The sequence below is a fragment of the Sphingopyxis sp. 10G20-10 genome (assembly GCF_057365075.1).
Map to the genome: position 1 here is coordinate 1,661,615 of NZ_CP195117.1, position 26,215 is coordinate 1,687,829.

General features: G+C 59.8%; 29 protein-coding genes. 12 read left to right on the forward strand and 17 right to left on the reverse strand.

Features of this window, described 5'->3' with window-relative positions; all coding sequences use genetic code 11:
• Positions 1–20: 20 nt before the first annotated feature.
• Positions 21–302 (reverse strand): chorismate mutase, encoded by a 282-nt coding sequence (locus ACR3XE_RS08145; protein ID WP_486185637.1) that lies wholly within the window; start codon positions 300–302, stop codon positions 21–23.
• A gap of 107 nt (positions 303–409) precedes the next feature.
• On the opposite strand from ACR3XE_RS08145, the gene ACR3XE_RS08150 reads away from it, so the two are divergent.
• The 3 genes from ACR3XE_RS08150 to ACR3XE_RS08160 all read left to right on the forward strand — a co-directional run bounded on the left by ACR3XE_RS08150 (position 410) and on the right by ACR3XE_RS08160 (position 4,267).
• Positions 410–1,423 carry a polyprenyl synthetase family protein gene (locus ACR3XE_RS08150; RefSeq protein WP_473698136.1) on the forward strand — a complete coding sequence of 338 codons (1,014 nt, stop codon included), beginning with the start codon at positions 410–412 and terminating at the stop codon, positions 1,421–1,423.
• A 21-nt stretch (positions 1,424–1,444) separates the two neighbouring features.
• Complete coding sequence (gene hrpB, locus ACR3XE_RS08155; RefSeq protein WP_473698135.1) at positions 1,445–3,910, forward strand: ATP-dependent helicase HrpB; 2,466 nt, start codon at positions 1,445–1,447, stop codon at positions 3,908–3,910.
• Positions 3,911–3,988: 78 nt separating this feature from the next.
• Positions 3,989–4,267, forward strand: a complete 279-nt coding sequence (locus ACR3XE_RS08160) for an ETC complex I subunit (protein ID WP_486185638.1) — start codon at positions 3,989–3,991, stop codon at positions 4,265–4,267.
• 38 nt (positions 4,268–4,305) lie between these two features.
• Here ACR3XE_RS08160 and ACR3XE_RS08165 read toward each other — a convergent pair whose 3' ends face one another.
• From ACR3XE_RS08165 to ACR3XE_RS08185, 5 genes are all read right to left on the reverse strand, one after another.
• Positions 4,306–4,530 carry a DUF4170 domain-containing protein gene (locus tag ACR3XE_RS08165; protein WP_473698134.1) on the reverse strand — a complete coding sequence of 75 codons (225 nt, stop codon included), beginning with the start codon at positions 4,528–4,530 and terminating at the stop codon, positions 4,306–4,308.
• Positions 4,531–4,607: 77 nt separating this feature from the next.
• A complete protein-coding gene (locus ACR3XE_RS08170) occupies positions 4,608–4,946 on the reverse strand; it encodes a hypothetical protein (protein WP_473698133.1) in 339 nt (112 codons plus the stop codon).
• Positions 4,927–5,310, reverse strand: coding sequence for a hypothetical protein (locus tag ACR3XE_RS08175; protein ID WP_473698132.1), 384 nt, complete (start codon positions 5,308–5,310; stop codon positions 4,927–4,929). The genes ACR3XE_RS08170 and ACR3XE_RS08175 overlap by 20 nt, the downstream gene beginning before the upstream one ends.
• Positions 5,307–5,768, reverse strand: a complete 462-nt coding sequence (locus ACR3XE_RS08180) for a phage holin family protein (protein ID WP_473698131.1) — start codon at positions 5,766–5,768, stop codon at positions 5,307–5,309. Before ACR3XE_RS08180 ends, ACR3XE_RS08175 begins: the two co-directional genes overlap by 4 nt.
• Before the next feature lie 6 nt (positions 5,769–5,774).
• Positions 5,775–6,311 (reverse strand): hypothetical protein, encoded by a 537-nt coding sequence (locus tag ACR3XE_RS08185; RefSeq protein WP_473698130.1) that lies wholly within the window; start codon positions 6,309–6,311, stop codon positions 5,775–5,777.
• Between the two features lie 223 nt (positions 6,312–6,534).
• On the opposite strand from ACR3XE_RS08185, the gene eno reads away from it, so the two are divergent.
• Complete coding sequence (gene eno / locus ACR3XE_RS08190; RefSeq protein WP_473698129.1) at positions 6,535–7,809, forward strand: phosphopyruvate hydratase; 1,275 nt, start codon at positions 6,535–6,537, stop codon at positions 7,807–7,809.
• A gap of 192 nt (positions 7,810–8,001) precedes the next feature.
• Here the strand turns inward: eno and ACR3XE_RS08195 are convergent, their stop codons facing one another.
• Positions 8,002–8,700, reverse strand: coding sequence for a DUF4197 domain-containing protein (locus tag ACR3XE_RS08195; RefSeq protein WP_473698128.1), 699 nt, complete (start codon positions 8,698–8,700; stop codon positions 8,002–8,004).
• Between the two features lie 120 nt (positions 8,701–8,820).
• On the opposite strand from ACR3XE_RS08195, the gene ACR3XE_RS08200 reads away from it, so the two are divergent.
• From ACR3XE_RS08200 to ACR3XE_RS08230, 7 genes are all read left to right on the forward strand, one after another.
• Positions 8,821–10,479, forward strand: coding sequence for an MFS transporter (locus ACR3XE_RS08200; RefSeq protein ID WP_486185639.1), 1,659 nt, complete (start codon positions 8,821–8,823; stop codon positions 10,477–10,479).
• A 408-nt stretch (positions 10,480–10,887) separates the two neighbouring features.
• Entirely contained in the window at positions 10,888–11,214 is a 327-nt protein-coding gene (locus tag ACR3XE_RS08205; protein WP_473698126.1) for an FtsB family cell division protein, read from the forward strand.
• 119 nt (positions 11,215–11,333) lie between these two features.
• Positions 11,334–12,404 (forward strand): pyruvate dehydrogenase (acetyl-transferring) E1 component subunit alpha, encoded by a 1,071-nt coding sequence (gene pdhA, locus ACR3XE_RS08210; RefSeq protein WP_473698125.1) that lies wholly within the window; start codon positions 11,334–11,336, stop codon positions 12,402–12,404.
• Positions 12,404–13,804: a pyruvate dehydrogenase complex E1 component subunit beta gene (locus ACR3XE_RS08215; protein ID WP_473698124.1), complete on the forward strand. Its 1,401-nt coding sequence runs from the start codon at positions 12,404–12,406 to the stop codon at positions 13,802–13,804. Before pdhA ends, ACR3XE_RS08215 begins: the two co-directional genes overlap by 1 nt.
• Positions 13,785–14,462 carry a hypothetical protein gene (locus tag ACR3XE_RS08220; RefSeq protein ID WP_473698123.1) on the forward strand — a complete coding sequence of 226 codons (678 nt, stop codon included), beginning with the start codon at positions 13,785–13,787 and terminating at the stop codon, positions 14,460–14,462. The genes ACR3XE_RS08215 and ACR3XE_RS08220 overlap by 20 nt, the downstream gene beginning before the upstream one ends.
• 83 nt (positions 14,463–14,545) lie before the next feature.
• Positions 14,546–15,250, forward strand: a complete 705-nt coding sequence (gene epsC / locus ACR3XE_RS08225) for a serine O-acetyltransferase EpsC (protein WP_473698122.1) — start codon at positions 14,546–14,548, stop codon at positions 15,248–15,250.
• Positions 15,250–15,597 carry a DUF2794 domain-containing protein gene (locus tag ACR3XE_RS08230; protein ID WP_473698121.1) on the forward strand — a complete coding sequence of 116 codons (348 nt, stop codon included), beginning with the start codon at positions 15,250–15,252 and terminating at the stop codon, positions 15,595–15,597. The genes epsC and ACR3XE_RS08230 overlap by 1 nt, the downstream gene beginning before the upstream one ends.
• On the opposite strand, the gene ACR3XE_RS08235 is transcribed toward ACR3XE_RS08230, so the two are convergent.
• Complete coding sequence (locus ACR3XE_RS08235) at positions 15,575–16,648, reverse strand: hypothetical protein (RefSeq protein WP_486185640.1); 1,074 nt, start codon at positions 16,646–16,648, stop codon at positions 15,575–15,577. The genes ACR3XE_RS08230 and ACR3XE_RS08235 overlap by 23 nt on opposite strands.
• Positions 16,649–16,762: 114 nt before the next feature.
• A complete protein-coding gene (locus tag ACR3XE_RS08240) occupies positions 16,763–17,668 on the reverse strand; it encodes an SDR family NAD(P)-dependent oxidoreductase (RefSeq protein ID WP_473698120.1) in 906 nt (301 codons plus the stop codon).
• A 171-nt stretch (positions 17,669–17,839) separates the two neighbouring features.
• Here ACR3XE_RS08240 and ACR3XE_RS08245 point away from each other — a divergent pair, with 171 nt between their 5' ends.
• Positions 17,840–19,177 (forward strand): OprO/OprP family phosphate-selective porin, encoded by a 1,338-nt coding sequence (locus ACR3XE_RS08245; RefSeq protein ID WP_486185641.1) that lies wholly within the window; start codon positions 17,840–17,842, stop codon positions 19,175–19,177.
• A 45-nt stretch (positions 19,178–19,222) separates the two neighbouring features.
• On the opposite strand, the gene ACR3XE_RS08250 is transcribed toward ACR3XE_RS08245, so the two are convergent.
• The 8 genes from ACR3XE_RS08250 to ACR3XE_RS08285 all read right to left on the reverse strand — a co-directional run bounded on the left by ACR3XE_RS08250 (position 19,223) and on the right by ACR3XE_RS08285 (position 26,086).
• A complete protein-coding gene (locus ACR3XE_RS08250) occupies positions 19,223–19,480 on the reverse strand; it encodes a YdeI/OmpD-associated family protein (protein WP_473700333.1) in 258 nt (85 codons plus the stop codon).
• Positions 19,481–19,586: 106 nt separating this feature from the next.
• Positions 19,587–20,285: a phosphate regulon transcriptional regulator PhoB gene (phoB, locus tag ACR3XE_RS08255; protein ID WP_473698117.1), complete on the reverse strand. Its 699-nt coding sequence runs from the start codon at positions 20,283–20,285 to the stop codon at positions 19,587–19,589.
• The gene (gene phoU / locus ACR3XE_RS08260; protein ID WP_473698116.1) at positions 20,285–20,998 is read right to left on the reverse strand and encodes a phosphate signaling complex protein PhoU; all 714 of its coding nucleotides are present in this window, start codon (positions 20,996–20,998) and stop codon (positions 20,285–20,287) included. The genes phoB and phoU overlap by 1 nt, the downstream gene beginning before the upstream one ends.
• A 29-nt stretch (positions 20,999–21,027) precedes the next feature.
• The gene (pstB, locus tag ACR3XE_RS08265) at positions 21,028–21,813 is read right to left on the reverse strand and encodes a phosphate ABC transporter ATP-binding protein PstB (RefSeq protein WP_473698115.1); all 786 of its coding nucleotides are present in this window, start codon (positions 21,811–21,813) and stop codon (positions 21,028–21,030) included.
• Positions 21,814–21,815: 2 nt separating this feature from the next.
• On the reverse strand, positions 21,816–23,072 hold the full coding sequence (gene pstA, locus ACR3XE_RS08270; protein ID WP_473698114.1) for a phosphate ABC transporter permease PstA: 1,257 nt from the start codon (positions 23,070–23,072) through the stop codon (positions 21,816–21,818).
• Positions 23,065–24,441: a phosphate ABC transporter permease subunit PstC gene (gene pstC / locus ACR3XE_RS08275; RefSeq protein ID WP_473698113.1), complete on the reverse strand. Its 1,377-nt coding sequence runs from the start codon at positions 24,439–24,441 to the stop codon at positions 23,065–23,067. Before pstC ends, pstA begins: the two co-directional genes overlap by 8 nt.
• Positions 24,442–24,574: 133 nt before the next feature.
• The gene (locus tag ACR3XE_RS08280; RefSeq protein WP_473698112.1) at positions 24,575–25,615 is read right to left on the reverse strand and encodes a substrate-binding domain-containing protein; all 1,041 of its coding nucleotides are present in this window, start codon (positions 25,613–25,615) and stop codon (positions 24,575–24,577) included.
• A 261-nt stretch (positions 25,616–25,876) separates the two neighbouring features.
• The gene (locus ACR3XE_RS08285) at positions 25,877–26,086 is read right to left on the reverse strand and encodes a cold-shock protein (RefSeq protein WP_473698111.1); all 210 of its coding nucleotides are present in this window, start codon (positions 26,084–26,086) and stop codon (positions 25,877–25,879) included.
• Positions 26,087–26,215: the final 129 nt, after the last annotated feature.

Here is a 26,215-nt window from a genome sequence, read left to right on the forward strand (position 1 = left end):
ACCTCAGCGCTGGGCTATGCTCACTGGTCCCGCTTGGCCTGTTCGTGGTGGCGAATCACCTCTTCGATGATGAAGCGCAGGAATTTCTCGCTGAAAGCCGGATCCAAGTCGGCTTCGGCGGCGAGGGTGCGTAACCGCTCAATCTGGCGGGCTTCGCGGTCGGGGTCGGCGGGGGGGAGGTCTATCTGCGCCTTGAGTTCGCCCACCGCTTTGGTGACTTTGAAACGCTCGGCCAGCATGAACACCAAGGCTGCATCGATATTGTCTATGCTCTGGCGATAGCGGCTTAATTGGTCATCCATCGGCGTTGATCCTCTTTGATAGGGTCTCGCTTGGCATTGCCACTACCCCGCTGGCAAGCTGAAATTCGTTGCAAAATGCGCCCCGCATCGTCATGGCTGCGCCCATTATGACCGCTGAAATTCATCGCCTCCACTCTGGCCAGCCGCCTTCGCTCGATCCGATGATGGCGCTGGTCGCCTCGGACATGAACGAGGTCAATGCGGTGATTCTCGACCGGATGCAGTCGGACATCCCGCTTATTCCCGAACTGGCTGGTCATTTGATCGCCGGTGGCGGCAAGCGGCTGCGCCCGATGCTGACGCTCGCTTGCGCGCAGATGCTCGATTATCCGGGGCATCGCCATTGCAAGCTCGCTGCTGCGGTCGAGTTTATTCACACCGCCACATTGCTGCACGACGATGTCGTCGACGGGTCAGACCTGCGCCGCGGCAAAAAAACCGCAAACCTTATCTGGGGTAACAGCGCGTCGGTGCTGGTCGGTGATTTTCTGTTCAGCCGCGCCTTTGAATTGATGGTCGAAGACGGATCTTTGAAAGTCCTCAAAATATTGTCACGCGCGTCGGCGGTGATCGCAGAGGGCGAAGTCAACCAGCTTTCGGCGCAGCGCCGCGTCGAAACGAGCGAGGACCAATATCTGGCAATCATCGGTGCCAAGACCGCCGAATTATTTGCCGCAGCGAGCAAGATTGCCGCCGTGGTCGCGGAGCGCGACGAAGCGATTGAAGCCTCGTTGGACGCCTATGGCCGCAACCTTGGCATCGCATTCCAACTGGTTGACGACGCGATTGACTATGTTTCCGATGAAGCGACGATGGGCAAAGGCGTCGGTGATGATTTCCGCGACGGCAAGCTGACGCTTCCGGTCATCCTCGCCTATGCGCGCGGTAGCGCCGAGGAGCGCGAGTTCTGGAAATTGGCGATGACGGGACACCGCGATTCGGACGAAGATCTGGCCTATGCAACGCAGCTGCTTCACGATCATAATGCGATTACCGACACGCTGGCGCGGGCACGCCATTATGGCCAGCGTGCGGTTGATGCCATCGGCGGTTTCCCGCCCAGTCAGGCGCGTTCGGCGTTGACCGAGGCTGTGGGTTTCGCGGTCGCCCGCGCTTATTAAATTCCTATGACATCCTCCCGGATGGCCTTGCCGATCGATGCGGTTTTGCCCGACATTATGGCGGCGCTGATTATCAAGCCCAATGCGGTGGTAGTCGCGCCGCCGGGGGCAGGCAAAACGACGCGTGTAGCCCCCGCCTTACTGGAGCAACCCTGGTGTGACGGCGCGATATGGCTGTTGTCACCACGCCGGTTGGCGGCGCGCGCAGCGGCGGAGCGAATTGCGTCAGAACTTGATGAAAAAGTGGGCGAGCGCGTGGGCTATGCGACCCGCCTCGACAGCAAGCGGTCGGCGGCGACGCGCCTGCTGGTGATGACGCCGGGCTTGTTTCGCACCCGTATTTTGAACGACCCTGAACTCACCGGCGTGTCGGCTGTGCTGTTTGACGAGGTGCATGAGCGCAGTCTCGACAGCGACTTCGCACTCGCGCTCGCGATTGATGCCCAGCAAGGGTTGCGCGAGGATATTCGGCTCTTGGCCATGTCGGCGACGCTCGACGGCGCGCGCTTTGGGGCCTTGCTTGGCAACGCGCCGGTGGTGGCCAGTGAAGGCAAGATTTTTCCGCTAACCGCCCGATATCTTGGACGCCGCGCAGAGGAGCCGCTACCCAACGCCATCGTGTCGGCGGTGCGACAGGCTCTCGGCGATGAAGCGGATGGTGACATATTGGTATTCCTGCCCGGTGCTGGTGATATTGAACGGGCGGCAACGCTGTTGGAGCAAAGCCGCTTGCCGGTCGTCGTTCACCGTCTCCACGGGCAGATCGATCCGGCCCTTCAGCGGGCGGCGCTGGTCCGCGATACAGATGGTCAGCGCAAAGTCATTTTGGCGACCAGCATCGCCGAGACCAGTCTGACCATCGACGGTGTGCGCATCGTCATCGACGCAGGGCTCGCGCGCCGCCCGCGCTTTGACAAGGCGGCAGGCATCTCGCGGCTTGTCACCGAACGCGCCAGTCAGGCATCGGCGACGCAGCGCGCGGGACGGGCGGCGCGGCAGACGGCAGGGGTGGTGTATCGTTTGTGGGAAGAGGCTGCGACGATGGGTATGCCGCCGTTCGATCCGCCCGAGATTCACGAGAATGACCTGATGCCGATGGTGCTCGATTGTGCCAGCTGGGGCATTGTTGATCCGCGCCAGCTCGGTTGGCTCGACCCGCCATCGCCCGCCGCCGTTGCCGAGGCGAAGACGCGCCTGCGTGCCATTGGCGCTTTAACCAACGATGGCCGCATTACCGATGAGGGGCGTGCGTTGGTGGCGGTGCCGCTGCCTGTGCCGCTTGCCCATATGCTGATCCATGCAGCGCGGGCGGGGCAGGGCGAACAGGCCGCGCAGCTGGCGGTGCTTTTGACCGAACCGGGGCTTGGCGGGCGTGTGGTCGATATCGAGCAGCGGCTGCAACGCTGGAAATCCAGCCGTGGCGAACGATCCGAAGGCGCGTGGCGACTGGCGCGGCGGCTGGCCAGATTGGCGTCGGAGATTGATGGCCGTGTAGGTGGTGGAGTTAGTGAGCAGTCGATCGGTGGCTGGGTGGCGACGGCGTGGCCCGACCGGGTCGCGCGCCGCCGCGCCGGTCAGCGCGGTGACTATCTGGGTGCTGGCGGGCGAGCCTATCGGCTTGATCCCACCGACAGCCTGGCGGGAAGCGAATGGCTGGCCATTGCCGATGCACAAGGACAGGCATCGGGCGTCCGTATTCTGGCTGCGGCGGCGATTGATTTGACCGAGGTCGAGGCCTTGTTCGCCGATCAGATCATCACCCAAACCGCGAGCCGCTATGACGCCATTGCTGACCGCGTCGACCATCGCCGCGAACGACGGTTGGGCGCTATCGCGCTGGCGAGTGGCACGATGGCGCGGCAGGGCGACACGGCGACCGAAGATGTGGCGCTGCGGATTGCGGCGGTGCGCGATAAAGGGCTGGGGTTGATCGGGTGGGGCGGGCGTTCGCAATCGCTGCGCCAGCGCGCGTCTTTTTCAGGGATGGATGCGTTGACTGGTGCGGCTCTGATGGAAAGTCTCGACCTCTGGCTCGCGCCATTGCTCGACCAATGCCGTGGACTGCGCGATATTGACGACGGGCGATTGGCCGAGGCTTTGTTGGGGCAGCTGGATTGGCCCAACCGCCAGCGCCTGACCACCGTGGCGCCTGACCATTTTGTTACGCCAGCAGGGACCGAGCATCGCATCGATTATGCCCATGACGGCGGGCCGCAAGTTGCCGTGCGCGTGCAGGAAATGTTCGGATTGTCACGACATCCGACGGTCGGCGACCCACCGGTGCCGTTGGTCCTCGCGCTCACTTCTCCGGCGCATCGTCCGTTACAGACTACGCGTGATATCGAATCCTTTTGGACTGGAAGCTGGGCCGATGTCGCGCGCGAAATGCGGGGGCGTTATCCCAAACACAGCTGGCCCGATGACCCCGCACAAGCCCGCCCCACCTTGCTGACCAAGGCGGCGCAGGCGCGACGGGGAGAAGGATGATGACGGCGCAAATCTACTTCCCCGCCATCGGCAGACGGGCTATGGCGGCGACAGAACGCCATGCAACAGGATAGCTGAATGACCGCTCGTATCTTTCAACAACCCAAAAACGCCATGCAATCGGGTCGTGCGCGGACCGCTGGCTGGATGCTGGAATTTGCGCCGATTGAAGCGAAAAAGCCCGATCCCTTGATGGGCTGGGCAGGAAGCGGCGACACACGCCGCCAGATTCGTTTGAGCTTTGCCAGCCATGACGAAGCGCTGGCCTATGCTGCCCGCAACGGCATTGAAGCAGAGGTTATTGCGACCCCCGAGCGTCGACTCAAGATTCAAGCCTACGCCGATAATTTTCGTTAAAAATGGCGCATGACGCGTCGGCGTCATGCGGGTGCCGTTCAGGCGTCGTCGCCACCTTCGGGTTGCAGCATCCGGTGCAGATGGACGACAACATATTTCATTTCGGCGTCGTCAACGGTGCGCTGTGCCGCGCTGCGCCACGCCTTTTCGGCTGATTTATAGTCTGGGAACAGGCCGACAACATCCAGATTGGCCAGGTCGACAAAATCCAGACCCTGTGGGTCGGTTACGCGTCCACCAAAAACCAGATGCAATTTGCTCATATCTATAATCCTGTTGGGGGCGGGATGCGCCTGTTGCGCCGCGCCACTAACAGGGTGATGTCGCTACGGCAAGCGGCTCAATCGCCACGTTTGGGCAGCAGCGACCCCAGCAAAGCGCCCAGAGCCACGGCTCCGGCAACCAGCGCCATCGGTTGCTCCTTGGCGGCTTCCTTCAGCTTGCTGTTGGCGCGCGTGGCCTGCTTTTTGCCTTTTTCCAGCGCATCGGCGGATACCCGTGCGAGGCTTTCGGCCTGTTCGCGGCCTTTGGATGCCAGTTCGCCGCCGACTTCGCGCGCGCGACCATAGCTTCCCTGGATCCGCACCCGTGCTGCTTCGGCGGTTTGGCGGGCGCTTTCGGCGAGCTCTTCGGCTTTGGCCTGCGCTTCGCGCGTTGCTTCATTCAGTGTTTTCATCATCTTCCTCCGCAATATCCTGATCAATTTCAGCGCCGACGGCTGCCTTTGCTATATCGATGGCCTGATCTGCCAGACCACCCAATTTTTCTGCCACATGGGGTATCGCGCGCCGCAAGGGATCGCGAAAAGCATAGGCCAATCCGGCCACTGCGGCGAGTGCGATCGGAACCCGATATTCCTTCAGTCCGGTTTGTGCCGAATCGACGGCGGCGTCGACCTTTTTACCCACACGATATTTGCCGCGATTAATCAGCGACTTTGGCGCCAGCTCGCCTTTGGCTTTGTTGACGCTGCCACGCAGTTGCGCGCGCTGTAACATCGCATTGCGCAGTGCATTGTCGAGCCGGACACGCATCGGGTTCATTCGCCATCCTCTTCGATGGAATCGGCAAAAGCATCCGACCGGAACGCCGCCGTCACATTGGCTGCGCTTTGCCGCGCACGAAAGCCGGCAAAGGTGGCGAGGAGCAACAAGGCCGCAAAAACAATCAAGGTTGCCAGCAAGGGGCCGACATAGGTCGCCAGAATCAGGATCGCACCAAAGGCCAGCGCGAGGAGCGCTACAAGCAGCGCGCTTGCGGCTATGAATCCCCAGATTCCGGCGCGTTGAACGCCATGTCCGGCCATCGTTGCGCGCGCTTCGAGTAGGCGAAGCTCTGCGCGCGCCGCCGCTGTGACATTCTGCACAACGTCGCCGACCACATCGTTGAGCGGGTCGGGCGGCGGCGGTGTGGCTGGCGTTTTGGGCGCATAGCCATGACTCAGCCGGTCCAGCGGACCGACCGTATCGGATGCAGGGGCGTTGCTATCTGTGTGCTTCAAGACAGGTCAGCCGTTATCGCTGCCGCCTTTCAGCATTCGTGCCAGCACAAAACCGATCACGGCCGCTGCGCCAACCGCGACGGCGGGGCTTTTCTTCACAAAATCGCGCGTTGATTCGGCCAGCTCTTCAAGATCTTTTTGTTCGAGCGTGGTGGCGAGTCCGGCAACCGTGGTCGCGGCGGAGCGGGCATAGTCGCCATATTGCTTGCCGAATTTATCATCAACGGTTCCGGCGCTGTCTTCGAGCATCTTGGCCAGACTGCTGACCGAATCAGCGGCTTTACCCTTGCCCTTTTCGGCGGCTTCGCGTGCTTTGGTCGATGCCTGTGAGGCAAAGGTTGACGCTTCTTTGCGGATCGAGCTGGCCTTTTTGCTGGCCTCTGATTTGATGGTGTCGCGTGTTGCGGCCAGTTGATCACGGATCGGTTTGTCCGACTTTGCCGCCGCTTTTTTCGCCGCCGGTTTGGCGACGGTTTTGCGCGGTGTAGCGGTCTTGGCGCGGGCAGGCGTTTTGGTCGTGGAGGATGTCGCAGGCTTGGCCATGTTTTTTGGTCCTTTTTTCCGTGGCACCACCGTTGCGCGAATTGGCAACAGCGATATTCTTGTCCTTACCTATAATATAGCAACGCAGGGGCAAAGGTTCCATAGGCGCGCTAAATTCCTATGCATTATTGCCTTGGCCCTGCCGCGCCGATAGGAGGCGGGCGCTTAATCCATGGACCGGCAGACAGGCCGGTCTTTCACGCTAACCAGCAGGACATTTCACATGACCGCGATAATCGACATTCATGGCCGCGAAATATTGGACAGCCGGGGCAACCCGACGGTCGAAGTCGAAGTGTTGCTGGAGGATGGCAGTCTGGGCCGCGCCGCTGTGCCTTCGGGCGCATCGACGGGCGCGCATGAAGCGGTTGAACTGCGTGACGGCGACAAGAGCCGCTATCTTGGCAAGGGTGTTTTGAAAGCGGTCGAGGCGGTCAACGGTGAACTCGCCGATGCACTGGTCGGGATCGAGGTCGAGGATCAACTGGAACTCGACCATATGATGATCGATCTGGACGGCACACCGAACAAAGCGCGGTTGGGCGCCAACGCCATTTTGGGGGTGAGCCTTGCCGCCGCCAAAGCCGCCGCCGATGCGCGCGGACTGCCGCTTTATCGCTATGTCGGCGGCGTGTCGGCGCGCACCTTGCCCGTGCCGATGATGAACATCATCAATGGCGGCGAACATGCCGACAACCCGATCGACATTCAGGAATTCATGGTCATGCCCGTTGGGGCGGGCAGCATTGCAGAGGCTGTGCGCTGGGGCAGCGAGATTTTCCATACGTTGAAAAAGGGACTCGCGGCCAAGGGGCTGGCAACGGCGGTCGGCGATGAGGGCGGTTTTGCCCCCAACCTCGCCTCGACCCGCGACGCGCTCGATTTTATTGCCGCCTCGGTGGAACAGGCCGGGTTCAAGCTGGGCAGCGACGTCGTGCTCGCCCTTGATTGCGCCGCGACCGAATTTTTCAAGAACGGCAAATACGAGATTTCGGGCGAGAAGCTGTCGCTTTCCCCCACCGAAATGGCCGACTATCTGGCCAAACTGGTCGCCGACTATCCGATCCTGTCGATCGAGGACGGGATGAGCGAAGATGATTTTGCGGGCTGGAAGGCGCTGACCGACCTGATCGGCGACAAATGTCAGCTTGTCGGTGATGATTTGTTCGTGACCAATCCGGTGCGGCTGGAACAGGGGATCAAGGACGGCCTCGCCAATTCGTTGCTGGTTAAGGTCAACCAGATCGGCACCTTGTCGGAAACCCTTGATGCCGTCGATATGGCGCGCCGGGCGCGCTATACGGCGGTGATGTCGCATCGTTCGGGCGAGACCGAGGATGCGACCATCGCCGACCTTGCCGTTGCCACCAACTGCGGTCAGATCAAAACCGGCAGCCTCGCTCGGTCGGACCGGTTGGCCAAATATAACCAACTGATCCGCATCGAAGAAGAATTGGGCGACATGGCGCATTTTCCGGGCATGGCCATTTTCGGCTGAGACCGATTGAGCCGATTGCGGGCGAAATCAAAACGGACTGTTTCAGGCCTACCCTTAGAGTTACAAACCTGTTCTTCTATCGTCATTGCGAGGAGCGAAGAGACGCGGCAATCCAGTGCGGTTCAAGGTTGCTCTGGATTGCCGCGCTTCGCTCGCAATGACGATGAACATCAACCTGAAGTTAGTTTGTTCCTAATTCCCCAGCACATTCTTGAGCAAACCGCCCGCTTTGCCGAGCGGATTGTCGCGCAAATTGCCTTCTTCGGTACCGATATATTTGAAGATTCCGTCCAGCCCCTTGTCGGTGACCCATTTGCCAAGACCGTCGCGATTGATGCCGGCAAGGCCAAGGACAGTTTGCTTGCTGTTGAGCTTGTCCATCTCATCATAGACGCCATGGTCCCCAAGCGCGCTGTCGACCAGTGGGCGAAGCTTGCCGTGCAACGCATCGCCCGAACTCGTGCGCAAATATTGGGTGGCGCCGTCTTTTTTCGAGACGATGGAGGGAACGTCCTTGATCGTCAGGCCATCGATGGCCGATCGAAAAATCGGTTTGGCTTCCCCTGCCGCAACCCCGGCGGCATCGTTCATCTTGCGGGTCAATCCGTCAAGCAGGCCGGTCTTCTTGCCAGCGTTGAGCACCGAAGATAGCGCGCCAAGCTTGCGACTCGCGCCGCCCACAATGGGCAAATCGATGCGAATGTCCGGATCATTGTAAAAGGCCCCGGGCTGCGCCAGCTTGTCCAGCGCGCTGTCGGATGCCTTCCCCAATATGCTGCCCAGTCCCAAACCCTTGGCATGAGCGATGCCTGCGAAAGGTAGATACAGGGCTGTTGTGATAATTCCGCCAAGGAACAGTCGGCGACCTTGCAAATCTCCAGAAATGCCCATCTTTCAATTCCTTCCTGTCAACCGGGGTAGCATCCCACGTTTGCCCCGTGGGCACAAGGCAGGGGCCAAACCGTGCAAGGCAGGGCTTCTCAGTTCCGCATCGCCTGTTAAGACAGGGTCATGGCCACCAATGCGTCGCACGATCCGAATCCTCCTTCGCCGCTGGTCATTCCCATTTTCCGCGCGGTCTGGATTGCCAGCCTGTTTTCGAATTTCGGTGGACTGATCCAGTCGGTCGGCGCGTCATGGACAATGACATCGCTTTCCACGTCGCCGGTTCTTGTAGCGCTTGTCCAATCGTCAACGACGCTGCCGATCATGCTCCTGTCGCTCTGGTCGGGCGCGATTGCCGATAATCTTGACCGGCGTCTGGTGATGATCTTTGCGCAAAGCTTCATGCTGATCATCTCTATGGCGCTGGCGGTGGTGGCGTGGAATGGCTGGCTGACGCCTTGGCTGCTTTTGGTCTTTACCTTTGCGATCGGCTGCGGAACCGCGCTCAACGCACCAGCATGGCAGGCTTCGGTCGGCGAGATGGTGCCGCGTCCGGTCTTGCCTGCGGCGGTTGCCTATAACAGCATGGGGTTCAATGTGGCGCGCAGCGTTGGCCCGGCCATTGGCGGTGCTATCGTGGCGATTGCGGGCGCGGCGGCGGCGTTTCTGGTCAACGCCTTTTCCTATCTGGGGCTGATCGGGGTCTTGCTGAAATGGCGGCCGGTGCGGCCCGAGAACAGCTTGCCGCGCGAATCCATTGGCTCCGCGATGCGCGCCGGCGTGCGTTATGTCATCATGTCGCCGTCGTTGCGCACGGTGATGGGCCGGGCGGCGCTGTTCGGCATGGGGGCGGCGGGTGTGCCCGCTCTGATGCCCCTTGTTGCCCGCCACATCGTCGGCGGCGGCGCGCTGGGATATGGCGTGTTGTTGGGGGCATTCGGGATTGGGGCGGTGATGGGTGCGCTGGGATCGCAGCGGCTGCGCGCGAGATTCAGTAGTGAATTGCTCATTCGTTTCGGCGCTTTGGCGCTCGGCGCAGCAGCGATTGTGATTGCGCTGAGCAACTGGCTTATCTTGAGCGGGCTGGCGTTGGTGGTGGCCGGGGCAGGGTGGTTGGTGACCCTGTCGACATTCAATGTCACCGTGCAACTGGCCACCCCGCGTTGGGTCGTCGCACGAGCCTTGGCGATCTATCAGATGATGGCGTTCGGAGGCATGGCGATTGGCAGTTGGCTGTTTGGATGGGTAGCTCAAGTCTTCGCCATCGAGGCTTCGCTGATGGCGACGGCGGCGGTAACAATCGTCGGTGCCATGGCGGGGCTGATCCGTCCGCTGCCCAATCTAGAGAGCGCCAATCTTGACCCGCTGGGTCGTTGGCGCGAGCCGCAGACCGCTCTCCCCGTGGAAGCACGAAGCGGCCCGGTCGTTATCATGATCGAATATCATATCCGTGCAGAGAATGAAGATGCGTTTCTGCACGCCATCGCAGAGCGGCGGCGGATCCGGTTGCGTGACGGAGCCAAGGGCTGGGCGCTGCAACGCGATATGGGCGATCCGGAGATATGGGTTGAGCGCTATCATGTTCCCACTTGGCTGGATTATGTGCGCCACAATCAAAGGCGAACTCAGGCGGATGCAGAAAATTCGAAGCTCTTAAGCACATTGAGCGACGGCGATATAGCGCCCAAGGTTAGGCGCTTTCTGGAGCGCGGGCCAAGCAAGCTGCTCCATGATCCGCATGTCGATTTTCTGGAGCCACTGACCGACGCCACCCGCACCAATTGAGTCTCCTGTCCAAAGACAAGGCGACATTGGAGCGCACGGTCAATTATTTTGGCGATTCCGTACCTTTTCTGCGCAGACTTCTTGCCATGCGTTCGTGCTTGATCGCCGCTTCGCGGAGACGGCGCGCGAGGAACGGATCCGCGCTCGCGTCGGCCTTTTGCCGCGCGACCCGAGCCAGTTGCTCATAATAGATGGCATCCCGAATCTGTTCCATTGTGGCGCACATACCATGATTTGCGTCACCAAAGACCTAATGAGGAGCCGTTTTACGTTGATGGTCTTGCTGCGTTGGTTGCTTGATCAGGGAGTGTCGGTGGAGATGGCAATGGTCGTTGAAACTATGGGCCTAGTGGAAAACGCGCACTTCCCGGCTTGACGGCACGAATTTGCTGTGATTCAAGGGCTTTGATGACGCAGCGCCACAAAATTCATAAATCACTTAATCGGGCTATTGGTCCGGCCATTGCTGCGTTGGCGGTGCTGGCGATGATTGGCTATGCTATTTTCGGGCCGACCGGTCTTTATGCTTGGGGCGATTACAACCAGTCGGTGGAAAAGCGTCAGGCCGTGTTGGCGCAGCTAACCAAGCGGCAGAGCGAGCTTAAGAACCGCGTGAACCTGCTCGACCAGCGGCGGGTCGACCCCGACCTAGCCGACGAGATGATCCGCAAGGAATTGGGAGTCACGCATCCCGATGATGTAATCATCCCGATGAAGCCCGACCCCGCACCCTGACGCATCGCCGTCGCATACGTAAAATTGGTGAATTTGAGTGGCTCGGGCCGTTGCCAAGCGGAGCGTTGCCGCCCTATAGGAGCCTATGCCCTAACGGCAACACGTAAAGGATAAAGGCCTTGGCCAAAGCACCTGCGCGCAAAAAAGCCGCGCCCTCAAAATCCGCAGCGACGCCTGCGCCCACCAGCAACCGCGCCAAGCCGCGTGACCCGACGCCCTATAAGGCGACACCCGAGGAGCTGGAAAAATTCTATCGCGAAATGTTGCTCATCCGGCGCTTTGAAGAAAAGGCGGGGCAGCTTTACGGTCTGGGGCTGATTGGCGGTTTTTGCCACCTGTATATCGGTCAGGAAGCCGTGGCCGTCGGGCTGCAGAGCGCGCTTGATGGCGACAAGGACAGCGTCATCACCGGCTATCGTGATCATGGCCATATGCTGGCTTATGGTATCGACCCCAAACTGATCATGTCGGAACTCACCGGCCGTGCTGCGGGCATTTCGCGCGGCAAGGGCGGGTCGATGCACATGTTCAGCGTCGAGCATAAATTTTACGGCGGCCACGGCATCGTCGGGGCGCAGGTCGCGCTGGGCACCGGGCTCGCCTTTGGCCATAAATACCGCGACGATGGCGGCATTTGCATGGCCTATTTCGGCGACGGAGCGGCGAACCAAGGGCAGGTTTATGAAAGCTTCAACATGGCCGAGCTGTGGAAACTGCCGATCATCTTTGTGATCGAGAATAACCAATATGCGATGGGCACTTCTGTCAACCGGTCGTCAGCCGAAGATCAACTGTATCGGCGCGGTGAAAGTTTCCGCATCCCGGGGATGCAGGTTGACGGTATGGACGTACTAGCCGTGCGCGGTGCCGCAGAAGCGGCGATTGAATGGGTGCGCGCCGGCAAGGGGCCGGTGCTGATGGAACTCAAAACCTATCGCTATCGCGGCCACAGCATGTCCGATCCCGCCAAATATCGCAGCCGCGAGGAAGTGCAGGCGGTGCGCGACAAGTCTGATGCGATTGAGGGGCTGAAAAAGCTGATGCTCGACGCCGGCATGACCGAGGATGCCATCAAGGCCATCGACAAGGAAATTCGCCAAGTGGTGAACGAGTCCGCGGACTTTGCCGAAAATGCGCCCGAACCTGAACTGGAAGAACTTTATACCAACGTGCTGGTGGAGCAATATTGATGGCCATCGAACTGAAAATGCCGGCACTGTCCCCGACGATGGAAGAGGGGACATTGGCCAAATGGCTCGTCAAAGAAGGCGATGAGGTCAAATCGGGCGACATATTGGCCGAGATTGAAACCGACAAGGCGACGATGGAATTCGAAGCGGTCGACGAAGGGACCGTTGGCAAAATCCTGATTGCCGAGGGCACCGACAATGTGAAGGTCGGCACCGTCATCGCACTGATCGCTGGCGAGGACGAGGATGCCTCATCAAGTTCCGCTCGTGCTGAGCCTGTCGAAGCACCGTCCTCCACGTCCTCGGAAACAAAGAAGGACGGCCCTTCGACAAGCTCAGGGCAAACGGAAGAGAAGGCCGCGAAACCAGAACCGACCGAGCGTGCCTCTGATCCGGCGATCCCCGAAGGGACAGCGATGGCCCGCATGACCGTGCGCGAAGCGCTGCGCGATGCGATGGCCGAGGAAATGCGACGCGATGACCGCGTCTTTGTCATGGGCGAAGAGGTCGCCGAATATCAGGGCGCCTATAAGGTTACGCAGGGCTTGCTCGCTGAATTTGGCGAGCGCCGCGTCATCGATACGCCGATTACCGAATATGGCTTTGCGGGGCTTGGTGCCGGGGCGGCGATGGGCGGGCTGCGTCCGGTCATCGAATTCATGACGTTTAACTTTGCGATGCAAGCCATTGATCATATTATCAATAGTGCGGCGAAAACCAATTATATGTCGGGTGGCCAGATGCGCTGTCCCATCGTCTTTCGCGGTCCCAATGGTGCGGCCTCTCGCGTAGGCGCGCAGCATAGCCAGAATTATGCACCCTGGTATGCCAGTGTGCCGGGACTGATCGTCATTTGTCCCTATGACGCCGCCGATGCCAAGGGGCTGATGAAGGCAGCGATCCGCAGCGAAGATCCGGTTGTTTTCCTTGAAAATGAACTGCTTTACGGTCGAAGCTTTGATATTCCCGACATCGAGGATTTCGTGCTGCCGATTGGTAAAGCGCGAACGATGCGCGAGGGTGCAGACGTTACGGTCGTCAGCTATTCGATCGGCGTCGGACTGGCGCTGGAGGCGGCCGATACGTTGGCGGGCGAGGGGATTGAGGCCGAAGTTATCGATTTGCGTACCATCCGTCCGCTCGACACGGCAACTGTGCTGGAAAGCCTTAAAAAGACGAACCGGCTGGTGATTGTCGAAGAAGGCTGGCCGACCTGCTCCATCGCAAGCGAACTGGCGATGGTGGCGATGGAACAGGGCTTTGACGATCTGGATGCGCCCGTCATGCGCGTGTGCAACGAGGATGTGCCGCTGCCCTATGCCGCCAATCTGGAAAAGGCAGCGCTGGTCGATACGGCGCGTGTCATCGCGGCGGTAAAATTTGCCTGCAATCGCGGCTGATACCGCCCCGACGACAGTTGTCGGTGGCGCTTATCCCGACATGCGCGACCCGCGCGTGATGGTGATGGTCGGGCGCGAAGAGCGTGCCGCCATGACGTCACTCTGGGCGCTGGTCGAGCGACTGGCGCAGCTTTTGGTCAACGCCCGCGAGCCGCTAGTGGCACAAATCAAGCTCGTCTGGTGGCGCGACATGCTGGGGTATTTGGCGAATGACCCGACCAAATTACCACAGGGTGAGCCATTATTGGCCGATTTGCAGAGCAGTTGGCCGCAGGGCAGCGACCTGGCTTCGCTTACCGGTCCCGTCGAAATGCTGATTTTTGCCGAAGATGACGCGGCGCGCATTGCCGCCGCCAGCGACTTTGGCGACCGGACATTCGCCCTTTGTTACGGCAACAGCCCCCTTGAAGGGCGCGGTGCAGCGGGTGCCCGCTGGGGGCTTGTCTGGGGCGCGTCGGTGCAGGCGGAGGCGCAAGCCGCGCACACGCTGTTGGCTCGCGCGGGGCGCCTGCCAAAGACAGGTCGCGCCGATTTTCACGATCAAAAGGTGCTGTTCATGCTGGATCGCTGGGCGCAAGCCATCGCTTTGAAGGGTGGGGAGCGCCATTGGCGGCGCGAAGCCCTGTTGTTGCTGAGGCTTGGCATTTTTGGACGCTGACGGGGCGATTTTCGTTCGGGGGTGGAAATCATGCGCCTCACACTCTATCTTTCACCTTAGTTTTGATCGCAGGAGACAATGCGATGTTCCGAGGGCTGGTCGCTTATCTCGATTCCATCAAGGCGCGTGACCCTGCGCCGCGTTCACGCTGGGAAATCTTGCTTTATCCAGGTTTGCTGGCGGTCGGTCTGCACCGTATTGCGCATTGGCTGTTCGAAGCCGACCTGTATTTCCTCGCTCGATTTTTTAATCATCTGTCGCGCTGGCTGACGGCGATCGACATTCATCCGGGCGCGCAAATCGGGCGGCATTTGTTCATCGATCATGGTTTTACCGTGATTGGCGAAACGGCTGAAATCGGTGATAATGTGACTATTTATCAGTGCGTAACGCTGGGCGGCACCGATCCGGCCAATGGCATTGGCGGCAAACGTCACCCGACATTGTCCGATGATGTGATCGTCGGGTCGGGCGCCCAGATTTTGGGACCGGTGATCGTTGGTCCGCGCGCCCGCGTGGGGGCCAATGCGGTGGTGACCAAAGATGTCCCCGAAGGCGCTGTGATGATCGGCATTCCTGCGCGTTCTACGCTGGTTGATGCCAGCGAATATGCGCGGGAATTTGTGCCTTATGGCACGCCGTGCTGCGATACATTTGATCCGGCGACGCAGAAGGTCGAACTGCTCCAGTGCCAACTCGAATTGTTGCAAAAGCAGATTAACGAGCTGATCGAGGATAAAGACGACGACGGTAAATCCAGCCGGAAAGGCAGCCAGAACCGCGCCTGATGGGAATAGTGACGCCTTGGCCAGTCAATAGCCGGTCGGTGACCACGCAAATTGGCTTTGACCGGCAGGAACTGACACGCATCATGGATCTGTATGGCCGAATGGTCGCCGCCGGTAACTGGCGCGACTATGCGATGGATTTTGAGCGCGAGGTTGCCAGCTTTTCGGCCTTTCGCCGCGCCGCCGAACGCCCCGAATATCGCATAGAAAAACGCCCCGCCTTGCGGAACCGCCAGGGCATGTGGGCGCTGGTATCCGAAGGCGGGGCGATTTTGAAGCGTGGGGACGAGCTGACGAATATACTCGCCCCCGTAGAACGCAAACTTATGAAGCTGGTTGCGGACTGACCAGTGCCGTCGTTGCGGGAAGCTGTCCGGCCAGGCTGTCCGGTAGTAAACCCACCACTGCATGGCGCGCGTTCTGCCAGAAGGCCGAGAGCAGCAACAATGACGATCCGATGAAAAAGGCGGTCAGCGCGACATTGAGTTCCACCGCACCAAATTCGCGGAACAGCTGGGTCAGGGCAAAGAGCACATAAGCCAGTGCCGAGACAAGCAAGGCGCGCCGGTCGATCGCCAGTGCGATCAGGCCAAAGCCGATATAGATGACGACGACCATCGCCGCGGCCATGACGGTGATATTGTCACCCTCTGTCACGCCCAACAGCGCGAAGATCGGATGCGCCATCATCGGCGCGGCCAAGAGGTGGAGCCAGAAAGCCACGTCGCTGCGGCGGGTCTGGCGAACCTTGTCGCTGCGGTCCCACCACATGGCTATCGAGAAGACGCCAATACCGGCGACGAGCACGAGCGACAGGATGAGATTGACCGGCGGCTCGGTTCCACCAACTATTGCGAGGATGAGGGCAATTGCGGTGCCAGCGAGCGCTGCGCTGCCCGCCGCGACCGTTATCGGCACCATGAAGCGTTTCCAGTGAAGCCAGGTCGCGCCAGCGGTTATCAAGGCTATGCCGCTTGCCAGGATGGCCATTGTCGATTCGGCTGGATGATGGCCGAAAATGGCTTCGCCATGTTTGACCAGGAACCCAACCATCGTGCCCATAACGCCGCCCGCAAAGGCGAGGACAAGCACGATACTGGGGAGTGCCATGCGGCGCTGGCGGGTGAAATATTCCGCTAAACCCCAAGCGGTACCTGCAACCGCGACACCAGCGAGGGCCGGATGGATGGATTCGCCGATCCATCCCACCGCGACGAGCAATATCACCGCAGCAATACTGACAAATATATCGTTGAAGCCGGTAATCAGGCGAAAATGCTCTTCGTCGGCACCGGGGGCGTAACGCGCCGACGCAATATGGGCGCGAAAGGCTGTTACGGCCTCTGGCGTCAATATATTCGCATCGACCGCAGTTTGCAGGTCGCTATCGCTATACATTAGGGTCGTCCTCTATGGTTCGATCCCCTTGCCCCGCGTCGACCATGCCACACGCGTATTACTGTGTCAATACAGCGAGGCAGCGATGCCACCCCCGCCGCTGTGTTGGCACAATCAGCCTAGCTGTGCCTGCAACGCTTTCAGGATAGACATGGACTGTTCTGACCCCGATTGCGGGACGGTTTCGCCGGTGCGGTCGCAGATTTTCTCCCATGCCGCGGCGACCCCTTCGACCGTGCGGTCTTCGGGGGGCAACGCAACGCCGGGGGTCAGTGTGACATAGCTCGTCTGATAGACGCCCGCACCCGCACCAACGATGGCGTTGGACGGGGAATCTTCGGACACCAGGAACAGCGCGGCAGGAACGACGTTTTCGGGATTGAACTGGGCGAAGAGTTCGGGCGGGAAAATATCCTCGGTCATCCGCGTTGCGGCGACAGGGGCCAGCGTGTTGACGCGGATATTATATTTTGCGCCTTCCAGATAAAGCGACTTGGTGAAACCGGCGAGGCCAAGCTTGGCGGCGCCATAGTTGGTCTGACCAAAATTGCCGAACAATCCGGTTGACGAGGCGGTCATCAGGATGCGGCCATAGGCCTGTTCTCGCATGGTTTCCCAGCAAGCCTTGGTGACATTGGCGCTGCCGATCAGGTGGACGTCGACGACCATGTCGAAATCCTTCGGCTCCATCTTGGCAAAGCTTTTGTCGCGCAGGATACCGGCGTTGTTGATCAATATGTCGATCTGGCCCCAAGCCTCTTTGGTCTTGGCGACCATTTCGACCATATGGTCATATTCGGTGACGCTGCCGCCATTCGACATGGCGGTTCCGCCCGCCGCCTTGATTTCTTCGACGACTTGCAGTGCGGCATCCGAATGGCCCGTGCCATCGCGTGATCCACCGAGATCGTTGACCACCACTTTCGCGCCGCGCCGTGCCAGTTCGAGGGCATAGGCGCGACCGAGCCCGCCACCGGCACCGGTGACAATGGCAACGCGTCCGTTAAAATTGATGGTCATAATTTTCTCCCTAAATCTATGTGCCGTCCATACTCGCTGGCGAAGCCGAGGCAAGGGGCCGCACAAAGGATGACGGTGAAACAATAATGTCATCATACCGTCGCGCGATTGTCATTTAAAGGCCATAGGAGTGACGCTAGATCATTCTACTCGAATCCGGAACTTCCCCTCATGCGCTATAAATTCTCCATCGCTTTGCTGGCCACATCGATGCTGACACTGCCAACTGTCGCCTCGGCTGAAGAGTGGACCGCCAGCGACGTTGCCGCCATGCGCGCTGAAATCGCCGCGCTGCGGGCGCAGGTCGAAACGCTGGAATCACGACTTGATGCCGCGACTGCACCCGCGCCAGCGGCTGCCGCGCCAACCGCTGCTCCACAGTCCAAAACAGAGATTAGCTGGAAAGGCGCGCCGGAGGTTAAATCCTCTGATGGGTGGAGCTTTAAGCCGCGCGGACGGTTGCTCATCGACGCTGCGCGGGTCAGCGCTCCGGACGGTATTAACGACGCCGGACTAGGTTTTTCGAACGAATTGCGTCGCGTTCGGCTGGGTGTTTCGGGGGCGATTCCAGGCGGATTTGGCTATAAGCTTGAAGGCGATTTCGCCAGCGGTGGTGTCGAACTGACCGACACAATTTTGACCTATCAGGATGGCCCGATAAAGCTGACTGTTGGCCAGCATAATAGCTTCCAGAGTTTGGAGGAGCTGACGAGCAGCAACGACAGCAGTTTCATGGAACGCGCCGCCTTTACCGATTCGTTCGGCTTTGAACGGCGCGTGGGCGTGTCGGGTGAATATGCGGCAGGCGATGTGCTGGTTCAGGGTGGTGTTTTCACCGCCAACTTCACCGATTTGAGTGATGATGAAAACAACGCCGTTGGCGTCGATGGCCGTGTAGTCTTCGCTCCGAAACTGGGGCGCACGCAGCTGCATTTCGGCGCATCAACGCATTGGCGCGACTTTGGTGATGCCAATACCAGCGTCCGCTATCGTCAGCGCCCGCTCGTCCATTCCACCGACACGCGGTTCATCGCCACGCCCAACATCGCGGCAGAGCAGGAAACGGGCTATGGGCTAGAAGCCGCGATTATTCGCGGGCGCGTGCATGGCATGGCCGAGGCCCATTGGCAGAATGTGGACCGCCTCGGCGCGCCCGACCCGACCTTTTTTGGTGGCGCGGCCGAGGCCGGGATTTTCCTGACCGACGACACGCGCAGCTATAAGGGCGGGGTTTTCAAAGGGGTCAAAGTCAAAAAGCCGGTCGGAGATGGTGGGATTGGCGCGATCCAGTTGAATTTGCGCTATGATTATCTTGACCTGACTGATGCTGGCATCGTCGGCGGCACGCAAAATGGCTATATGGCGTCGCTGATCTGGACCCCGATCGACTATGTCCGTTTCATGATCAATTACGCCCGGCTCGACTATCATGACGCGGTGATCGCGGTAGGTGGCGATCGCAACTATGGCGTCAACTCTCTTGGAGCCCGCGCCCAAATTGCTTTCTAAGGAGCGGGGCAAAGATATGTGTAAAAGGGGGTGTTCATTTGCCCCCTATTTGGCTTTCTTGTCGAGTAGAACGGCTTGTTGCCACCGGCTTGGCGCTTTGTCGGTGCGGTGTATGCACCCTGGCCAACAACAGGGGCGTCTTTTTCCTTCCAACAGTTCCTCGCAAGTTCGCGCGATGCGACGCTGCCGTGTTTTAGACTGCTTGGCGTCATCGACCCAACAGATAAATTCGTTGCGACCGAGCGGTGTCAGGCTTTGCCAAAGCGCCAATATTTCAGGGTCTGCCTGCACGGCCGCCTGCATGTCGGCTTGCGCTTCGTGAACGGTTCCGTGGGAAAAGTCTTTGGTCACAACAGGATTTTATAAATGTTGCGTCCGCATTGCAAATCCTGATGAAGGCAGAACAAACTCAGATGACTTTGCTGGCATCCAGAGCATAGCCCGCCGAGCGCACGGTGCGAATGATGTCACTGGTGCCCGGCAGATTGATAGCCTTACGCAACCGGCGAATATGGACGTCGACCGTTCGCAACTCGATATCGCTATCCTGGCCCCATACGCTGTCGAGCAATTGGCCGCGTGAAAAAACGCGACCGGGATGCTCCATGAAATGGCGCAGCAGGCGAAACTCGGTCGGCCCCATGCTGATGATCTGTCCATTGCGGATCACTTTGTGCGCGACTGAATCGAGTTCGATATCCGCATAGCTCAGGGTTTCGCCTGCGAGGGCTGGGCGCAAACGGCGCAGCACCGCCGAGGCGCGCGCCACCAACTCGCGCGGGCTGAACGGTTTGGTGACATAGTCATCGGCGCCGGTTTCGAGCCCGCGGATACGGTCTTCCTCTTCGCCGCGGGCGGTCAGCATGATGATCGGAACATTCGCCGATTTGGGATTGCGGCGCAGGCGCCGGCAAACCTCGATGCCGGGCAGGCTTTCTATCATCCAGTCGAGCAACACGATGTCGGGCATCCGTTCCTCGACGAGGATCAAGGCCTGTTCTCCGTCGGGGGTCTGTCGCACGGAAAAGCCTTCGCGGGCGAAATGCCAGACGATGAGCTCGGCAATCGCCTCGTCATCTTCGATCAGCAAGAGGTCGGGCTGGGGCATTACTTGCGCTCCGCATCACCATCTTCGGGGGCACCGCCGCGTTCGCGCTCGTCCATATGCTCGCCGGTCACGACATAATAGACCATCTCTGCAATGTTGGTCGCATGGTCGCCCATGCGTTCCAGATTTTTCGCGACGAAAAGCAGGTGCGCCGATTCGGTGATATGCTTTGGATTTTCCATCATGAAAGTGACGAGCGTGCGGAAGATGCTGTTGTAGAAATCATCGACCGACTTGTCGCGAACGGTCACACGCACAGCGAGGTCGGCGTCGCGCGCCGCAAAGCTGTCTAGGGCGTCATGAATAAGCTCTGCGACGATGGTCGACATCGACATCAGCAACGGGATGGCCTCGATCTTGCGCGACTGGTCCATCAACGACACGCGCTTGGCGATATTCTTGGCATAGTCGCCGATCCGTTCGACGACCGAGACGATTTTCAACGCCGCAATCATCTCGCGCAGATCGTCGGCCATCGGTGCGCGCAGCGCGATGGTCTGGACCGCCAGTTGTTCGACCTCGGTTTCCAGTGCGTCGATTTTCTTGTCGTCGCGAACCACCGTGGCGGCGAGGTCGAGGTCGCCTTTGCTGAGCGCGCTCATCGCCTGGATCAGGGCTTGTTCGGCGCGCCCGCCCATTTCGCTGATCAGCCCGCGCAGCCGATTAATGTCTTCGTCAAAAGCCTTGACGGTATGATCGTTGACGAGTGCCATGATCCTAAATCCTTTCGCGCTTGGCGGCGTCAGCCGTAGCGGCCGGTGATATAATCCTTCGTCCGTTCCTGACGTGGATTGGTGAAAATGTCTGTGGTCTTTCCATATTCGACAAGATTGCCGAGGTGGAAAAAAGCCGTGCGCTGCGACACGCGGGCCGCTTGCTGCATATTATGGGTGACGATGACGATGGCATAGTTGCCGCGCAATTCGTGGATGAGTTCCTCGATCTTCGCCGTCGCTATCGGGTCGAGCGCCGAGCAGGGTTCGTCCATCAAGATGACTTCGGGATCGACCGCAATAGCGCGAGCAATACACAATCGCTGTTGCTGGCCGCCCGACAAGGCGGTGCCGCTTTCGTTCAGCCGGTCTTTGACCTCGTCCCACAAACCCGCGCGATGAAGCGCCCGCTCTACGATGACATCAAGGTCAGCTTTGCTCGTGGCCAGTCCGTGAATACGCGCACCATAACCAACATTGTCATAGATGGATTTGGGGAAGGGATTCGGTTTCTGGAACACCATGCCGACCCGGGCGCGCAGTTGGACCACGTCCATCGACGGACTGTAGATATCTTCGCCGTCGAGTTCGATTTTACCCTCGACCCGCGCCCCGGCTATGGTGTCGTTCATGCGGTTCATCGAGCGCAAGAAGGTCGATTTTCCGCACCCCGACGGGCCGATAAAGGCGGTGACAAGATCGACGCCGACGTCAATCGATACGTCGATAATCGCTTGTTTGTCGCCGTAAAAGACGTTGACGCCGCGCGCGGTCATCTTGGGGTCGGTGGGCAAGAGGTCGGACGGTTCGGTCATGATCACCAGCGTTTTTCAAATTTGTTGCGCAGATAAATGGCAAAGGCATTCATCGACAGGAGCACGATCAGCAAGACGATGATCGCAGCGGAGGTTTTTTCGACAAAGCCGCGGTCGACTTCATCGGACCAGAGGAATATCTGCATCGGCAGCACCGTCGACGGCGCGCAAATCCCGCCAGGAACATCGCCGATAAAGGCGCGCATGCCAATGAGCAGCAGTGGCGCGGTTTCACCCAATGCGCGCGCCATGCCGATAATCGTGCCGGTCAAAATGCCGGGCAGCGCCAGCGGCAGGACATGATGAAAGACGACCTGCACCGGGCTTGCCCCGACGCCCAGCGCCGCATCGCGGATCGATGGCGGGACCGATTTGATGGCGTTGCGGCTGGCGATGACGATTACCGGCATCGTCATTAGCGCGAGCGTCAACCCGCCGACGAGCGCGCTGGCTTGGCATAGGCCGAACCAGTTGATGAATACGGCGAGGGCTAGGAGGCCGAATATGATCGAAGGTACCGCGGCGAGGTTGTTGATCGAGACCTCTATCATGTCGGTCCAGCGGTTGCGCGGGGCATATTCTTCTAGGTACAGCGCGGCGAGGACGCCGGTCGGAAACGCCACGATAAAGGCGATGAAAATTGTCAGCAGCGAGCCTTTGAGCGCGCCCCATATGCCCGCAACCGCCGGATCGGTGGCGTCGGCGTTGCGGAAGAACGGCCAGTGGATGCCGGTCGACAGCTTGCCCGCGCGCTCCAATTCCGCCACCCGCTTCGCCAATGGCCCCTCTCCGCCGGTCTTGGCGATGATATCGACGTTGCTGGCGACGGGCACCGTATATGTGGTCTTGGACCCCAGCAATTCCGGGTCATTTTTGATCCGCGTGCGGACCTCTTTCCAGCCGTTTTCCGAGATCAGCGCCGCGCCGCCGTCGCCCAAAGCCTCGTCGGCCGAGAAGGCGACGATGTCGGACAGACCGGCGTTGGCGATGACCTGATCGGCGTCGGCATCACCCAGACGCGAGGCATCGACGGTCAGCGGATTGGCGGCAAAATCGATGGGGACTTCGACGTTGGTATAGGTAAAACCGCGCAGTCCGTTGCCGACCATCACGACCAACAGGAAGGCCAGGAAGGCCCCCGACGCCAGCACCGCGAGCAGCCCGATCAGCTTGAACCGGCGTTCGGCGCCATAGCGCGCGGCGATGCGCGCCTTCATCGCGGGGCTGGTCCAGTTGGTGGGGGAGGTGGCCTTATTCATAAGCTTCGCGATACCGTTTGACGATGCGCAGCGCGACGATGTTCAAAAGCAGCGTGACGATGAACAGCACCAGACCCAGCGCAAAGGCGGCGAGCGTTTTGGCGCTGTCAAATTCCTGATCGCCGGTGAGCAGTTTGACGATTTGCGCGGTCACGGTGGTGACGCTGGCAAAGGGGTTGGCGGTAAGGTTCGCCGACAGGCCCGCCGCCATCACCACGATCATCGTTTCCCCGATCGCACGGCTGACCGCGAGCAATATGCCGCCCATCACACCGGGGAGAGCGGCGGGGATGAGAACCTGGCGGATGGTTTCGTTGGGTGTTGCCCCCAGCGCCAGCGATCCGTCGCGCATAGATTGCGGCACCGCGTTGATGCTGTCGTCTGCCATCGAGGAGACGAAGGGGATGATCATCACCCCCATGACGATGCCCGCCGCCAGCGCGCTTTCGGTGCTGGCACCGGGAATACCCAGCATCACCGCGAAATTGCGCAGCGCCGGTGCGATGGTCAGCGCGGCGAAATAGCCGTACACCACGGTCGGGACGCCCGCCAAAATTTCCAGCATCGGTTTGACCCAGCGGCGCACGCGCGGCGCGGCATATTGGGTGAGATAGACCGCGCTCATCATGCCGATGGGAATGGCGACGATCATCGCGATAATCGCGCCGATCAACACGGTGCCCCAGAACAACGGGATGCCGCCGAATGTCCCCGCCACCGGCGCGCCGCTTTGCGGGTTCCAATAGGTGCCGGTGAGCAGCTCGACGGGGGACACCAGCCGGAAGAACTGGATCGATTCAAAGAGCAGCGACAACACAATGCCAAAGGTCGTCAAAATGGCGACCAGCGAAGCGAGGAACAGCACCGCCATGACGATGCGTTCAACCTGCGTTCGGGCGCGGAAATCGGGACGGATGCGGGTGAAGGCATAAAGCCCGCCCGCCAGCGTCAGCGCCAGCATCGCGGCGATGCCGATCCACGCATAGCGCTTTGTTTGCTTGGCATAAGCGGGCACCAGCTTTGCCGCCACCGGATTGCTCACCGCCGGTTGCTCGCCCAGCGCGACACTGCGCGCATCGGCAAGGATGGCGCCGCGTTCAAAACCGAAGGCGGGAAGCGACGACGCCGCCTCGCTGGCCAGCACCTGATTGGTGATGAGCGCAGGTGACACGCTGGTCCACACCGCCAGAAATATCGCGGCGGGCGCGAACAGCCACAGTGCGACATACCAGCCGTGATAATTGGGCAATGAATGGAGTTTGCGGCCCGTGCGATTGGCCAGCATCGCCGAGCGCGCCCGCCCGACGAGCCAACCGATCAGCGCCAGCCCGGCCATCAACAATAACAAGACGGTCGCGTTGAAAGTCACTTGGTCCTCACCGATTCAAACCCTTTAGTCCGTTCGCCCTGAGCCTGTCGAAGGGTTGCACTTCCTTCATAAAAGAAGAAGCACGTCACTTCGACAAGCTCAACACGAACGGGGTAGGAGTCACCCGCCGCGCTTATTTCAACTGCGCGCCGTCGAGAGTCATCATATTATTCGCGTTGGTTGCGGCAAGCTCGCTGACTTCCTTGGGCGATACGATCAGGCCCTTGTCGGTCAGATAGCCACCCTTGGCCGCACCTTTCAGGAATTCGGCGACATATTCGGTGATCCCCGGAACGACGCCGACATGCGCTTTCTTGATATAGATGAACAAGGGGCGCGAGCCGGGATAGCTGCCGTCGGCAATCGCGTCATAGGTGGGGGAGACGCCCTGAATCGGCACCGCTTTGATCTTGTCCAGATTCGATTCCAGATAGGAATAACCGAAAATGCCCAGGCTTTGCGGGTTCTTGTCGAGTTTCGAGATGATCAGATTGTCATTCTCTCCCTGCTCGACGTAATAGGGCGATCCGCGCAGCCCTTCGCAAACCTGTTGATGCTTGTCGGAATCGCTGGCTTTCAGCGCCTTCATCGCGGGGTCGGCGTCGCAACCCTTGCCAAGGATCAGTTCCTTGAACGCATCATAAGTGCCGCTGGTCGACGGCGGGCCGAACACCGAAATGGCGACATCGGGCAGCGCCGGATTGACGTCTTTCCACGTTTTGGCGGTGTTGGGTTTGCCATAGGGGTTGGCGGCGAGCGCCTTGTAAATATCTTCCTCGGTCAGTTTCAGCCCCGGTCCGCGCTGCGATTCACCAAAGGCGATGCCATCGATGCCGATCTGGATCTCGACAATGTCGGTCACGCCATTGGACGCGCATTTGTCAAATTCGGATTTCTTCATGCGGCGCGATGCGTTGGAAATGTCGGGGGTGTCGCCACCGACGCCCGCGCAGAAACGTTCAAAGCCGCCGCCGGTACCGGTCGAATCAATCTTGGGAGTCTTGTTGCCCGTCGCCTCTGCAAATTTCTCGCCCGCCGCGGTCGCGAAGGGATAGACGGTCGAGGAGCCAACCGCGCTGATATAATCGCGCGCTGCGCCGCCCGAAGCGGCCTGATCCTGACACGCCGACAGCGCCAGTGTGGAAACGGCAAGGAGAGCAATTTTCTTGAACATCAATTTTCCCGTCAAAAGTGAAACCACCGAGACGGCAAGCGACCGCCGACTCGTTACCGGCCCTCTGCGGGATTAGTGTGACGGGTTTGTGACATGGGGAGTCATGGAAGTGTCATGTGGTAAATAGCTTATTTGGGTGGTTTGGCGCAAGGCCAGCACGCCGATGTGCAAGCTCTGAATTGCAATCAGAGGGACTGGCGGGCGTGTCGGATGGGGGGAGAGGCCCCGCACGGTTGCGCGCGGGGCCGGGTCCGGTTTGGCTTAAAGTGCCTTGAGGTTGACGGCGCTGGACTTGCCCTTGCGCTCGTCAAGTTCTTCCTCATAGCTGACATTCTGGCCTTCGTTGAGGCTGCTCATTCCCGAGCGCTCAACAGCCGAAATGTGGACGAAAACGTCCGCGCCGCCCGTTTCGGGGGCGATAAAGCCGAAGCCCTTGGTGGGGTTGAACCATTTAACAGTGCCGGTGGGCATAACGTGAAACTCCGTGTGCGCCCATCACAACATGCGGGGCGCTGCGAAGCCTCATGTCAGATTCTCGCAAAAAAGCGAGGATTGTTTTGCCAAATGTGCGGATTTGGTGCGATTTACTCCAAAATCGAC